Below are 13717 nucleotides of genomic sequence, written 5' to 3' on the forward strand. Positions count from 1 at the left end.
CGCCAGCGAGGATTTCAGAGCCGACTTTAGGAGCGCTTAATGCTCGACCCGGCCCGGCTGCGGGTGCTGGTGGAGATCGGGCATGCCGGTTCGATCAGCGCCGCGGCCGCCCGGCTGGCCTTCACGCCGTCGGCGCTGTCGCAGCAGCTGGCCAAGCTGGAGCGGGAGTTGGGCTGCCGGCTGGTCGAGCGCGGCCCGACCGGCGTCACCCTGACCCGGCAGGGCAAAGTCCTGCTGCGGCACGGCGAGCGCGTGCTCGGCGAGCTGCGGGACGCCGAACGCGCGGTGCGGGCGTCCATCGAGACCGTGCCGGAGTCGCTGTCCATCGGCACCTTCTCCTCCGCCGGCAAGTTCCTGGTGCCGGAAGCCCTTGCCGCGCTGCGGGAACGGCACCCGCGGGCCCAACTGTCCCTTGTGGACATCGAGCCGCCCGGCGGCTACGGCCTGGTCACCTCGCGGGACCTGGACGTGCTGATCACGCACCGCTATCCGGGCGGAACCCTGCCGTCCGACAACGGTTTGCACCGCAAGCGGCTGCTCGCCGACCCGCTGCGGCTGGTGCTGCCGGCCGGACATCGGCTGGCGCACGGGAAGTTCACCTGGCGGGACCTCGGCGGCGAAGACTGGATCTCCGGCGCGCACGGCGTGCCGAACCGGGTCTGCCTGGAGCATCTGGCGACGCAGGCGGGCATTCGCCCGCACGTGGCGTACGAGACGCGGGACTACGAGGTGACGCTGGCGCTGGTCACCGCCGGCCTGGGCATCTCGCTGGTGCCGGTGACCGTGCTCGGCGACGTCGACTGCGACCGGCTGGCCGTGCGTGTGCTGCCGGGGATCAAACCCGCCCGGGAGATCTTCGTGGTCCACCGGAAGCGGCCGCCGCGGCTGGTGGCGGAGCTGGTCGGGCTGCTCACGCCGGGTCGAGCACGCTGACCACGCGGTTACGGCCGCCGCGTTTGGCCTCGTACAGGGCGTTGTCGGCGGCCAGGAGCACCTGCTCCAGCACCGCCCCGGCCATCGGGTGCACGGAGACGCCGATGGAGGCCGATAACGCGGAAACGGCTGCGGTGCCCTCGGTGACGGTGAGGTCCGCGATGGCGGTCCGGATCCGCTCCGCCACGCGGATGGCGTCGGGCAGCGCGGCCCCCGGTAACAGCACCACGAACTCCTCGCCGCCGAAGCGGCCCACCGCGTCCACCTCGCGGACCTGGTCGCACACGGTGTCGGCGACCTCGCGCAGCACCGAGTCGCCGACCAGGTGCCCGTGCGTGTCGTTGATCCGCTTGAAGTGGTCCAGGTCGATCATCAGCACGCCGAACTCGGCGCCCCGGTCCAGCTCGCGGGCGGCCGCGTCGTGCCAGGCCACCGAGTTCAGCACGCCGGTCTTGTGGTCGGTGGTGGCCATCTCCTGGAACTGTCGCATGAGGACACCTCGGTGCAGCACCACGATCGGCAGCACCACCAGCGGCACCAGGTAGACGTGGGCCATCAGCACCACCGCGGTCAGCCCGCCCAGGCACAACGTGGCCAGCTCCAGGGCGTTGACGTCCCAGCCGCCGAACAGCTCCGCGACCGTCAGGTCCGGGTAGCGAAGCTTGAGGGCGACCGTCACCAGGACGCTGTTGGTGGCGAAGAAGGCCGCCATGGCGACCAGGACGGCGATCAGCCCGCGGGCGTCACGGTCCAGGAACGGCAGTGCGGCGTTGACCGCGGCCATCACCGGCCGCACCGGCAGCACGGACAGCACCACGGTGGTGGCGGTGTAGATCACCCGGTGCGCCGGGCGGCTGGCCAGCTGCCGCCAGATGCGCTCCCACAGGTGGGCGAACAGCAGCACGGTGAGCGTGACCGCCAGCCCCACCGGCAGGTCCACGGCGCCGGCGAAGATCCATACCGACGTCATGTTCACGTGCACGGTGCTGGCCAGGTAGCGGCGCATCCGCTCGGTGCGCCGGGACAGCTCGGCCTGCGCCACCCCGATCCCCAGCAGCACCCCGAAGCGCAGCCAGTCGCCGGCCGTCGGGGGCTGCCCGGGTAAGAGGAACGGCAGCACCACCGCGACCAGCTCGACCACGACGGTGAACGCGACGAGGCCGGGCGGCAGGCGGCGGATGGCCCAGTTCGCCGGCCGCACCAGCAACGGTCGGGCCACCGCCTGTCACCCCCTCGTCGTGTCCGGGCAGTATCGACCGGGTCGGGCCGACAGTGCCAGCGCCGAATGTGCTCAACCGGCCAGGAGAACGAACAGCAGCGCCAGCGCCCCGGGCACGACCTGCACGAACAGGATGCGCTTGGTGGCGGTGAGTGCCCCGTAGATCCCGGCGATGATCACACAGGCCAGGAAGAAGATCTCCGCCGGTCGGCTGCCGATCAACCCCCAGATCAGCCCGGCGGCCAGAAAGCCGTTGTAGAGCCCCTGGTTGGCGGCCAGCGCCTTGGTCTGTTCGGCGAGCTCGGCGGACACGCCGAAGGCGGCGCGGGTGCGTGGGGCGGTCCACAGGAACATCTCCAGGACCAGGATGTAGACGTGGATCAGCGCAACCAGCGCGACCAGGACATCGGCGACGATCAGCATCGGGCCAGTCTGCTGGATCACGTTGCCGATACGCGCGTGAGTGACACGATGGTGGACAGACGAGGAGGTCATCGATGCACGGGTTGCCCCCGGCCGCCGTCGAGCGACTGAACAGGGCCAAGCGCTCCGGCGTGCGGACCTCGCTGCTGTCCGCGCCGTCCGCGGCCGGCATCAAGACCGTCGGACTGGAGCCCGTCGGCGAGGTGATGGGCTGCACCGTGCAGAGCATGGTGGCCCGCTACCAGACGTACGCCGCGACGTACAACTACAACGCCAGCAGCATCGCGCAGCCGTACCTGGACGGCCTGAGCATGGGCTACCGGACAGCGGTGGACCGGATGCGCGAGGAGGCGAAGGCGCTCGGCGCCGACGGCGTCGTCGACGTCCGGCTGACCACCACCGAGCTCGGCCAGGGCGAGGAGTTCCTGGCCATGGGCACCGCCGTGCGGGCCAGATCCACCGTCCGGCCCAAGTCGGTGTTCACCACCGAGTTGTCCGGCAGCGACGTGGCCAAGCTGATGCTCGCCGGCTGGGCGCCGGTGCAGCTGGTCTGGGTCGGCGCCGCCTACGCGATCTTCACCGGCGCCAACACGCAGTACCAGATGTCGCTCTACGCCGGGAACACCGAGGTCGACTCGTACACCACGCTGATCAACCGGGTGCGGGCCGCCGCCCGCCGCCGGTTCCACGACACGGTGACGTCGGTGCGGGCCGACGGCGGCATCGTCGCCCACATGGGACTGTCCACCTGGGAGCCCGGCGAGCGCCTGGTGGCCGCGCTCGCGTACGTCCGCGGCACGGCCGTCGCCCAGTTCCACCCGACCGGGCCCGCCCCGGTCTCCACGCTGACCGTCATGCCGCTGCGCCGGCAGGGAGAGTGAGATGACCACCGTCGACGGGATTCCCGAGGACGCCATGCGTCGACTGGCCGAGATGAAACCCGGCCAGAAGACCTCGCTGTTCACCTCGGACCTGAGCGTCAACGAGTTCCTGCTGGTGCGGGAGGCCGGGTTCCGGCCGCTGGGCATGGTGCTCGGCTCCAGCATCTACCACGTCGGCTTCCAGTTCGGCCGGTGGAGCAAGAACCAGGAGCTCGAGGTCCTGTCCAACGCCATGTACCACGCCCGGGAGCTGGCCATGACCCGGATGGAGGCGGAGGCGGACGTGCTCGGCGCGGACGGCATCGTCGGGGTCCGGCTGGAGATCGAGTTCAAGGAGTTCGGCAGCGACCTGGCCGAGTTCATCGCCGTCGGCACGGCGGTGAAGGCCGACGAGCCGGGGCAGTGGCGCAACAACACCGGCAAGCCGTTCACGTCCGATCTGTCCGGGCAGGACTTCTGGACGCTGGTGCAGGCCGGCTACGCGCCGCTGGGCATGGTGATGGGCTCCTGCGTCTATCACGTTGCGCACCAGCGGTTCTGGCAGGCGCTCGGCAACGTCGGGCAGAACGTGGAGATCCCGCAGTTCACCGAGGCGCTGTACGACGCCCGGGAGCTGGCGATGAGCCGGATGCAGGCCGAGGCCGAGTCGTTGCAGGCCGAGGGCATCGTCGGCGTGCAGCTGCTGTCGCTGCCGCACCGGTGGGGCGGGCACACCACCGAGTTCTTCGCCATCGGCACCGCGGTCAAGCCGCTGCGCGCCGATCACACCATCGCCAAGCCGCAGCTCGTGCTGCCGTTGGTGGACTGATGGCCGACAACATGTGGGACACGCACCAGGTCGTCGCCGCGCTGAAGGCCGACCGGTCGGACGTCGAGTCGTACACCCGGGTCCTGACCGAGACCCTCGGCGACGCGCTGCCCGAGGGCATGGTGGAGGTCGAGCGCAAGAAGGGCCTGTTCGGACGCGGCGGGCAGGCGACGTCCGTGGTGGTTCGGACGCCCGAGCGGCACCTGGAGCTGCGCGCCGGCAAGCACGGCGGCGTCGAGGCCGAGATCCGGCAGGTGGTGCGGGGCGTGGTGATCAGCCGCAAGCAGGTCGGCGTGGACGAGTGGCTGACGGTGTTCGCCGAGGTGTTGAACGGCATCGCCGCCCAGGACGCCGCCGCCCGCGAGGCCCTCACCCGGCTCTTCGGTCCCTGATGCAGGGAAGGACGCCTTACCCTCGCTCAACGCGGGTAAGGCGTCCTTCCCTGCATCACGTCGTCAGCCGTTGAAACCCTTGTAGAGGTTGGTGAAGTCGTACAGGCCCTGGGCGATGCCGCTGCACGTCGGCGAGACGCCGCCGCTCGCGCAGTTGCCGTTGTCCCGGCCAACCGACCAGAACGCCAGCCGGCCGATGTGGTTGGACTGGGCGAAGCCCAGCACCGTCTGGGCCGCCGCCTTCGTCGTCACCATGCCGCTGTCGTTGACGCCGATCATCGGCGTCAGGCCGAGCATGGCCTTGATCTGGGCGTCCGACTTCGACGGCCAGACGGTCTTCATCTGCCCGATCGTGGCGTTGGCCGCCGACACCATGGCCTGGCCCCAGTCGCCGGTGAAGCCGAAGTCCATCACCATGGGGTTGACCAGCACGTTCAGCCCGCGGCTGGCGGCGTCCTGGAGGATGGACACCGAGAACGGGTCGACGCCGTAGTCCTGGCCCTGCACCCGCAGCGTGTAGCTGATCGTCGTGCCGCGCGCCTGCTGCACGGCCAGCAGCGCCTGGTTGACCGTGGCGGTCGGGATGGACGCCTCGACGTCCACGTCCAGGCTGTTGCTGCCGACGGCGTCCAGGGCCTTCTCGTACGCCGCCGTGAGCGCCGAGACCGAGCCGCAGGTGTTCTCCAGGTACGGACCCTGTGCGCCGCCGGTCGACACCGTCACCGAGCCGCCCAGCGCCCGCAGGTCGTTCACCTCGCCGATGACCCGCGAGTCGTTGAGCGGGATCGTGCCGCCCCAGGCCACGTTGCAGCCGGTGGAGTCGGCCAGCGCGAACGCCAGGTTGAAGGTCTTCTGGCCGGTCGCGCGGGCGACGTCGGCCAGCGCCGGGGTGGCGGAGGTGATGTCGATGTACGGCGAGAACTTCGCCCCGGTCGGGGGCGGGGGCGAAGTGGTCGTCGTCGTGGTGGTGGTCGTTGTCGTGGTGGTCGTCGGCGGGGTGCTCCCGCCGCCGCACGGCTGGCCGTTCAGCTTGCAGTTCACCGGCTGCCCGGTGCCGCTGACCAGGAAGCCGAAGGTGGTGCTGGCGCCGGCGGCCAGCGAGCCGTTGTACTCACGGTTGGTGAACACCTGGTGCTGCCCGCTGGGCGTGTCCAGCGCGTCCCAGTAGGAGCCCATGGTGGAGCCGGCGGGCAGGTCGAACTCGACCTTCCAGCTGGTGATCGCCGTGCTGCCGGCGGTGATCGTCACCTTGTCCTGGTAGCCCGTGGACCACGAGGAATCGGTGGAGATCACCGCGCTGGACGCCGTCGCCGCGCCCGCGTCGCTCAGTCCGGCCGCCATCAGCAGGCCGGCGACCGGCAGGGCGGCCGCCAGCGCGAGCATGGCCTTGCGCATCAGCTCACCACCAGGTTCAGGCGCTGGATGCCCCAGTCGTTGGCCTCGTTGCCGGGCAACCACACGTCCACGATGTCGTCCTTGATCCAGCTGCCGATGTCGGCCGCGTAGCAGCTGCCGTAGCCGGGCACCGTGAACCTGGTGCCCCACGGGATGTTGCGGGCGTCGACCGCGCAGAAGCCGGGGCCGGCGTTGTAGCCCAGGGCGGTCTGCCCGCTGTCGTTGTAGGAGGTGACGCGGTAGTTGAGCACCGTGCCCTTGGGCAGGGCCCAGGGCGCGAGCTTGTTGTCCGCACCGACCCGGTAGGAGGTCGAGATCTGGCCGATGGACGGCTCCGAGCCGGAGGCGTCGCTCATGGCGTAGACCTGGTAGTTCGCGTTCTGGCAGGGGCTGTTGTCGGTCACCGTGAGCGTCGGCTGGCCCCAGTCGCTGATCCACTGGAGCGCCTGGCCGTTGCGGAACGCCCGGTAGGCGACCGCGCCGGCCACCCGGTTGAAGGTGAAGGTGACGGTGCTGCCGGAGACTCCGCCGGCCACGCCGGTCGGGGCGGGCAGCCGGCCGCTGACGTTGACGGGCGGGACGAGGGTGCCGGGGCCGTGGCCGCCGGTCACCGGTCGGTCCGGGATCGGACCCGTGTAGAAGTGCTGACATGCGGGGAAGGAGGTGGCCGCCTGGGCCGGGGCGGCCGTGACCGCACCGGAGATGATCATCAGGGCGGCCGCGAGCAGGGCGGAAGGGCGCATGTTCGTGGGCCTCTCTGCGGCAGGGGAGCGGAGAGTGGTGCACGGACAGCGGGGTGGTGTGGGGGCGAGGGCGCGTCACGCCCCCACACCACGGCTGTCGCCCACTGGGGGTGACCCTCCGCTCTACGCGGCGGGCGACCCGGTGGGTTCACGTCGCATTCAGACCGTAAGTGGCCTAGACCACAACGTCAATGGGTCTAGACCTTTTTAGGGAGATTTCGGGAAAGAGGAAAGACTGGTGACCGTGGAGAACGCACCTTGGCCCGCGGCCGCGGCGACCGGGATCGGGTCCCTGCCCGGAACCGACCCGGGGGAGGCCAACCGGGTCGTCGTCGGTGAGCTGCCCGACCTGCCGCACCTGGCCGAACTGCCGGCGCGCGGGGTCGGGGCCGACATGATCGGCCGCACCGCCGGCCTGCTGGTCGACCTGGCCGTGGAGGTCGTGCCGTCCGGCTACCGGGTCGCCACCAGGCCCGGCCGCGACCACCGCCGGGCCGTCGACCTGATGCGATTCGATCTAGACGCTTTCCAGGACGCCGTCGAGCGGGGCGCAAAGCCGTCGGCGGTGAAGGTCCAGCTCACCGGCCCGTGGACCCTGAGCTCGCTGGTGGAGTTGCCGCGCGGGCACCGCGTGCTGACCGACGCCGGCGCGCTGCGGGAGTTCACCGAGTCGCTGTCCGAGGGGCTCGCCGCACACGTCGCCGAGGTGTCCAAGCGGACGGGTGCAAACGTCGTCGTGCAACTGGACGAGCCGATGCTCCCGGCCGTGCTCAACGGCCTGCTGCCCACCCCGTCCAAGCTCGGCACCGTCCCGCCGGTCGCCGAGCCCGAGGCCCGTGAGCTCCTCGGCACCGTCGTCGAGGCCGCCCGGCGGGCCACCGGCCAGCCCGTCATCGTGCACTGCTGCGCCGACAAACCCCCGCTCCGCCTCCTCCGCAAAGCCGGCGCCGACGCCCTCGCGTTCGACGTCACCCTGCTCCGGAAGGCCTCCGCCCAGGTACTCGACGAGGTCGGCGAGACCTGGGACGACGGCGCGGTGTTGTTCCTGGGCCTGGTGCCCAGCACCGACCCCGGCCGCCCCCTAACCCTGAAGTCGGTCGCCGACCCCGCCCTGGACCTCGTGGACCAGCTCGGCTTCCCCCGCACCCTGTTGGCCGAGCGCGCGGTCCCCACCCCCACCTGCGGCCTCTCCGGCGCCGACCACGCCTGGGCCCGCCGCGCCATGGCCCTCTCGCGGGACGTCGCCAAGGCCTTCCTGGAGCCCCCGGACTCCTGGTGAGTCTCCATGCACGTGAGTGGCTCACTTGGCTTCGTGGGCCACCTGAGCCACTCCCATGGCTTCTCTCCGGACGCAGCCCGACGGCCCCCGCGCCACCGCGCCCGCGCCACCTTCCGCCGCACGTGAGTGGCTCGTTTCGCTCCCGCCGCCAACTGCGCCGCTCGCTTGGCTTCCCGGCCGGCGTTGGTGGTTCGATTCAGGCCGGTTTCGTCCAGAAGATCCCCTTGACCCTCCACTGGAGTGTGACGTAGCTTTCACCCAATCGTTTAGGAAACTTTCTTAACTTTTTGGGCTCCACCGCCGCCGGCCCCTGTACCGGAGGACCCCATGCGAGTTGGGACAGCTGCGATCGCGACCCTCGCCGCGGCCGCATCGGTGACGTTCGCCGTGCCCGCGGCGGCCGCCACCACCGCCCAGATCCGTGTCGACCAGGTCGGCTACGCCACCGGGGAGACCAAGGCCGCCTACCTGATGGGCACGACCTCGAACGCGGGCGCCTCGTTCTCCGTGGTCGACTCGACCGGAAAGTCGGTGCTGACCGGCAAGGTCGGCGCGAGCACCGGCAACTGGAGCACGGCGTACTCCGCCGTCTACCCGATCGACATCTCCGGTCTCCAGACCGCCGGGACCTACCAGATCAAGGTCGGCGGCACGGTGTCGCCGAAGTTCCAGGTGGACAGCGCCGCCGCGCTGTACTCGCCGATCGCCGACGACGTGGTGAAGTTCTTCCAGGTCCAGCGGGACGGCGACAACGTCATCCCGGGCGTGCTCAACCGCAAGCCGAGCCACCTCGCCGACAAGACCGCGTCCGTCTACGCCGTGCCGACCTTCACCGGCGACGACACGATCACCAGCAAGATGACCAAGACCGGCGTCACCGTCGACGCCTCCGGCGGCTGGTTCGACGCCGGCGACTTCCTCAAGTTCACCGAGACCACCTCGTACGCGGTGACCAACCTGCTGCTGTCCGAGCGGGCCCGCGGCAGCGCGTCGCTGACCACCGAGGCGCGGTACGGCCTGGACTTCCTGGGCAAGATGTGGGACGCCAAGAACGGCGTGCTGTACGCGCAGGTCGGCGTCGGCGGCGGCAGCAGCAAGGAGAACTTCGACGGCGACCACGACGTGTGGCGACTGCCGGAGGCCGACGACGCGCTCAACGTCAAGCCCGGCGACGCCGACTACTACGTCAAGTTCCGCCCGGTGTTCGCGGCCAACAAGGCCGGCGCGAAGATCAGCCCGAACCTCGCCGGCCGGGTGGCGGCGGCGTTCGCGGTGGCCGCGCAGAACCTGGCCGCCACCGACAAGACCAAGGCACAGCAGTACCTGTCCACCGCTGCCGCGATCTACGCACTGGCCGACACCTCCGGCGGCAGCATCGTCTCCGCCTACCCGCACGGCTACTACCCCGAGTCGTCCTATCTGGACGACCTGGAGCTCGGCGCCACCGAACTGTCGCTGGCCGGTACCGCGCTCGGCGACAGCCGCGCCACCGGCTGGGCCACCGACGCCGGCAAGTACGCCAGCTCCTACCTGGCCAGCAGCGACAAGGGCACGCTTAACGTCTACGACACCAGCGCCGAGGCCCACGCCGACCTCGTCAAGGTGCTGCGTTCGCCGAACGCCCCGAAGCTGGCGGTCACCGAGGCGCAGCTGACCGGTGACCTGGCCCGCCAGCTGTCCGACGGCGTCGCCGAGGCGGCCAAGAGCCCGTTCCGCACCGGCGCCTCCGTCACCGACTTCGACGTCGCCAGCCACAGCTTCGGCTTCGTGGCCACCGCCCTGCTCTACGGCCAGCTGACCGGCAAGCACGACTACGACGCCTTCGCCACCCAGCAGCGCGACTTCACCCTCGGCTCCAACGCGTGGGGCACCTCGCTGGTGGTCGGCGTCGGCAGCACCTTCCCGGACTGCATGCAGCACCAGGTGGCCAACCTGGCCGGCAGCCTCACCGGCGGCACCAAGGTCGCCGTCGGCGCGGTGGTCAACGGCCCGAACAACGCCAGCCTCTTCAAGAGCATCGACAGCCTGCCCGACGGCGGCAAGAAGTGCGGCATCACCTCCTACAAGACGTACGACTCGACCACGTCGCGGTACATGGACGACGCGCGCACGTGGCAGAGCTCTGAGCCGGCGATCGACTTCACCTCGACCGCCGCGCTCGCGTTCAGCCTGACTGCGGCAGGCTGACGGCAGGGAAGGAAGGGCCGCCCGCCTCCTGGTCGGGCGGCCCTTCGCCGTGTCACCGGAGCTTCAGGGTCACCTGGACCGGATCTCCCGTCACGCCGAGAACGCGCGCCGGACCCCTAGCACTCGGCCTTCGGCGGGACGCCCGTGAGTAAGTACCTGTCCACCAATGGAATCACGCACGCATTGCCGGTGGCGTAGAGCTCGTGGCCGCTGTCGTCGTGGCGGATCCAGCCGCTGCCGGGAACGCGGGAGGCGACCCGGTTCGTCGCCGGGAAGTCGCCCCAGGTCCCGACGGCCAACATGGGCGGGAGGTGCGCCGGCAGCGGCCGAGGTGGGTTGTTCGCGGCGCCGGGCCAGCCGACGCAGGCCAGCGTGAAGGCGACCATCGTGCCGGCGGCGCCGAGAACCGGGTCGACACGGGTCAGTCGGGTCTCGGATGCCGTCAGGTCGGCGAGGCTGCGCGGCGCGGGCCACTCGTGGCATTCGGACACCGGATATCCCATGTGGGAGACGGGAAACGCCGACTTGTCACCGTGCTCCGCCTTGGTCAGGTCCGTCGCCAGCTGCGGGAAGTCCGCACGGCCGGAGCGGATCAGCCGGATGGACATCGTCACCCTGGAGCTCCAGTCGTCCAGTGCGGTGGCCACGACCTTCGGCACGTCCTGGCCGTGCAGGGCGCAGGTGTCGTCGGCCGCACACCAGTCCGAGAACCGTTGCAGGCGAGCGACATTGTCCCGCGCGAGCGCGTCCTGGGCGCGGTCGAAGTCGATGCTGTGGTCGCCGGTGCCGTCCATCACCATGGTGCGCACCCGATCCGGGTACAGGTCGGCATAGGTCTGGCCGTAGACGCCGCCGTACGACCCCATGTAGAGGTTGACCTTCGATTGGCCCAGGGCACGGCGGATGGCGTCCATGTCACGGGCGTTGGACAGCGTGTCCATGTGGTCGAACAGCGTCGGATCCTGCGCGCGGCAGGCGTTTGCGGCGGCCGCGTTGGACGCGGCCAGCGCCGCGAAGCCGGCCTGGGTCGTGGGCGGTGTCGGCATACCAGAGTTCGGTAAGGACTTGAGACACGACCAGTCGATGGTCGGGGTGCCCATCCCACCGAGCAGGCCGTAACCGCGTGGATCCCAGGTGATGACGTCCATGTGTTGCCGCAGCTGGTCGAACGGCTGGGAGCCCGGTGAGAGCAGCCGGCCGCCCATCACCTCGACCCCCGGCGCGCCCGGGCCGCCGTAGTTCACCAGCACCGTGCCCTGCGACGGGCCCGTCGCCTTGAGCCGTCCGAGCGCGAGGGTCACCTTGCGGCCGCCGGGGTCGTTCCAGTCCAGCGGCACGGAGAGCGTGGCGCACTCCATGTGGTCGGGGCCGTCGTTCGGACACGGCGACCAGTTCAACGCGGGCGTGGCAGCTGGCGTCAGGGGCAACACGGCTGTGGCGAGTGCCAGGAGCAGTGGCTTCATGCCGGCCACGATGCCGGGGAGGGCGGGGGCGGCGCGTCTGTCTGGAGGCCCGTTCCGATCTCTGTCTCCAGGCAGATGTGAGCGCCGCGCGGGTCCGCTAGCGTTGGCGTGATGGGGATCCGGCGGCTTGCGGCAAGGGACTGCGTGCTCGCAGTCTCCTACCTCATGTTCCTGCTGGCCGCCACCGGTGTGAACGCGCCGGCGCCGGTGTGGCTGCGGATACTCGTGCTGGCCGGAACCGCGCTGCCGATCGGGATCCGGCGGCTGTGGCCGCTGCCGGTGTTCGCGTTCGTGCTGACCATGACGTGGTTGTCGGTGCTGCTCGGTATCATGGTCGACCCGTTCGTCGCGGCGGGATGCTGCCTGTACGTGGTCGCGCTCGACGAGACCGGCCGGCGCTGGCCGACCGTGCTGGCGATCACCGGCCTGGGCGCCACCGGGGCCTTGGTCGGGCGGGGCGTGACCGGTCCGTTCTGGACCTTCTCCAACATCGGCGCGGTCGTGTTCGGTGCGCTGGTGCTCGGCGGGGCGTGGGCGATCGGCCGTTCCGTGCGCCGAAACCGTTGCTACGCCGCGAAACTGGCCGAACAGGCGGTGGTGGAGGAGCGGCTGCGCATCGCCCGGGAGCTGCACGACGTGGTGGCGCACAGCCTGGGCGTCATCGCAGTCAAGGCCGGCGTCGCCAACCATCTGCCCGACTCCGCGCCGGATGCGTTGCGGGTCATCGAGGCCACCAGCCGCGAGGCGCTGGCGGAGATGCGGCGGATGCTGGGCGTGCTGCGCGCCGAGGAGCCGCTGCGCCCCGCGCCGGGGCTCGACGAGCTGCCCGAACTCGCCGCGGTGGCAAGGGAAATGGGCGTGGAGGTCAGCCTGGACGTGCGCGGTGGCCCGTTGCCGGACGGCGTCGACCTGGCCGTGTACCGGATCGTGCAGGAGGCGCTGACCAACGTCGTCAAGCACGCGGCCCCGACCAGCTGTCAGGTGCTGGTGGACGTCGCCGCGACCGAGGTGCGGGTGGACGTGACGAATCAGGGCCGGTCGCACGGGCTGGTCGGCATGCGGGAACGCGTGGTGATGTTCGACGGCTCGCTCGCCGCCGGCCCGCGGCCCGGCGGCGGTTTCGCCGTGTCGGCAAGGCTTCCCTATGACTAGCGTCCTCATCGCCGACGACCAGGCGTTGCTTCGCGGCACTTTCCGGCTGCTGATCGACAGCGACCCGGGGCTGATCACCGTCGGCGAGGCCGAGAACGGCGCCGAGGCGGTCGCGCTCGCCCGGGCCGAGCGCCCGGACGTGGTGCTGATGGACATCCGGATGCCGGTGCTGGACGGCGTCGAGGCGACCCGGCAGATCTGCGCCGAGCTGGACACCAGGGTGCTGGTGCTGACCATGTTCGACCTGGACAGTCACGTGTTCGGCGCGCTGCGCGCCGGGGCCAGCGGCTTCCTGCTCAAGGACACGCCGCCGGCCGAACTGTTGGCCGCGATCCGGATCGTCGCCGCCGGTGACGCGCTGCTCGCGCCGTCGGTCACCCGCCGGCTGATCGCCGAGTTCGGCCGCACGCCGGCGCCGTCGCGGGCGACGCTGTCCGGCGTCACCCGGCGCGAGGAGGACGTGCTGCGGCTGGTCGGCCGTGGACTGTCCAATGCGGAGATCTCCGCCGAGCTGCACCTGGGCGTCGGCACCGTCAAGACGCACGTCAGCCACCTGCTCGGCAAGCTCGGCGCGCGCGACCGGGCGCAACTCGTGGTGCTGGCCTATGAAACCGGCCTGATCACGCCGAATCGGCCCGGTTCGCCGTGATCATGGTTTTCACCCCGGAGGGCGATTCATCCCGTTCCCGGGGAGCCTGCGAATGCCGTTGAAACCGGTTTCCAGCTGGGAAAACTCGATTCGGTTCACCGTGTCGGCGATCGCACCCTGGCAATCCGTACAGCCAACTCTTAGGGTCTTCACGGTTTCCTCTTCAGCTTCTCCGCAGGTGTATGGCCGAGGC

At 70.5% G+C, this 13717-nt stretch carries 13 protein-coding genes; 8 read left to right on the forward strand and 5 right to left on the reverse strand.

The genetic code is table 11. The features are described from left to right. The first annotated feature begins 39 nt into the window (after positions 1-39). Positions 40-933, forward strand: a complete 894-nt coding sequence (locus BCF44_RS32905) for a LysR family transcriptional regulator (protein ID WP_116178323.1) — start codon at positions 40-42, stop codon at positions 931-933. Here the strand turns inward: BCF44_RS32905 and BCF44_RS32910 are convergent. Beyond that, positions 911-2152 (reverse strand): GGDEF domain-containing protein, encoded by a 1242-nt coding sequence (locus BCF44_RS32910; protein ID WP_246015858.1) that lies wholly within the window; start codon positions 2150-2152, stop codon positions 911-913. The two genes, BCF44_RS32905 and BCF44_RS32910, sit on opposite strands and share 23 nt — an antisense overlap. Before the next feature lie 72 nt (positions 2153-2224). Next, positions 2225-2575, reverse strand: a complete 351-nt coding sequence (locus tag BCF44_RS32915; RefSeq protein WP_116178490.1) for a DUF1304 domain-containing protein — start codon at positions 2573-2575, stop codon at positions 2225-2227. Positions 2576-2649: 74 nt separating this feature from the next. On the opposite strand from BCF44_RS32915, the gene BCF44_RS32920 reads away from it, so the two are divergent. Genes BCF44_RS32920 through BCF44_RS32930 form a run of 3 tightly spaced genes read left to right on the forward strand, consistent with a single transcriptional unit; the run spans position 2650 to position 4656 of the window. Continuing rightward, on the forward strand, positions 2650-3456 hold the full coding sequence (locus tag BCF44_RS32920) for a heavy metal-binding domain-containing protein (RefSeq protein ID WP_116178324.1): 807 nt from the start codon (positions 2650-2652) through the stop codon (positions 3454-3456). 1 nt (position 3457) lies between these two features. Continuing rightward, complete coding sequence (locus BCF44_RS32925) at positions 3458-4264, forward strand: heavy metal-binding domain-containing protein (protein ID WP_246015860.1); 807 nt, start codon at positions 3458-3460, stop codon at positions 4262-4264. Next, positions 4264-4656, forward strand: a complete 393-nt coding sequence (locus BCF44_RS32930; RefSeq protein ID WP_246015862.1) for a hypothetical protein — start codon at positions 4264-4266, stop codon at positions 4654-4656. Before BCF44_RS32925 ends, BCF44_RS32930 begins: the two co-directional genes overlap by 1 nt. Positions 4657-4719: 63 nt before the next feature. Here BCF44_RS32930 and BCF44_RS32935 read toward each other — a convergent pair whose 3' ends face one another. Together BCF44_RS32935 and BCF44_RS32940 are read right to left on the reverse strand one after the other, a co-directional pair. Continuing rightward, entirely contained in the window at positions 4720-6051 is a 1332-nt protein-coding gene (locus BCF44_RS32935; protein WP_116178325.1) for a cellulose binding domain-containing protein, read from the reverse strand. Beyond that, on the reverse strand, positions 6051-6794 hold the full coding sequence (locus BCF44_RS32940) for a 3D domain-containing protein (protein WP_116178326.1): 744 nt from the start codon (positions 6792-6794) through the stop codon (positions 6051-6053). Before BCF44_RS32940 ends, BCF44_RS32935 begins: the two co-directional genes overlap by 1 nt. Before the next feature lie 244 nt (positions 6795-7038). Between BCF44_RS32940 and BCF44_RS32945 the strand changes: the two genes are divergently transcribed. After that, positions 7039-8073: a methionine synthase gene (locus BCF44_RS32945; RefSeq protein WP_116178493.1), complete on the forward strand. Its 1035-nt coding sequence runs from the start codon at positions 7039-7041 to the stop codon at positions 8071-8073. A gap of 327 nt (positions 8074-8400) precedes the next feature. Next, the gene (locus tag BCF44_RS32950) at positions 8401-10260 is read left to right on the forward strand and encodes a glycoside hydrolase family 9 protein (RefSeq protein ID WP_116178327.1); all 1860 of its coding nucleotides are present in this window, start codon (positions 8401-8403) and stop codon (positions 10258-10260) included. Positions 10261-10376: 116 nt separating this feature from the next. Here the strand turns inward: BCF44_RS32950 and BCF44_RS32955 are convergent, their stop codons facing one another. Then, entirely contained in the window at positions 10377-11723 is a 1347-nt protein-coding gene (locus BCF44_RS32955) for an alpha/beta hydrolase (RefSeq protein ID WP_116178328.1), read from the reverse strand. Positions 11724-11834: 111 nt separating this feature from the next. Here BCF44_RS32955 and BCF44_RS32960 point away from each other — a divergent pair, with 111 nt between their 5' ends. Next, positions 11835-12875: a sensor histidine kinase gene (locus BCF44_RS32960; RefSeq protein WP_116178329.1), complete on the forward strand. Its 1041-nt coding sequence runs from the start codon at positions 11835-11837 to the stop codon at positions 12873-12875. Further along, on the forward strand, positions 12868-13524 hold the full coding sequence (locus BCF44_RS32965; RefSeq protein WP_116178330.1) for a response regulator: 657 nt from the start codon (positions 12868-12870) through the stop codon (positions 13522-13524). The genes BCF44_RS32960 and BCF44_RS32965 overlap by 8 nt, the downstream gene beginning before the upstream one ends. The last annotated feature ends 193 nt before the right edge of the window (positions 13525-13717 follow it).

The organism is Kutzneria buriramensis, from assembly GCF_003387475.1.
Lineage (GTDB): Bacteria > Actinomycetota > Actinomycetes > Mycobacteriales > Pseudonocardiaceae > Kutzneria > Kutzneria buriramensis.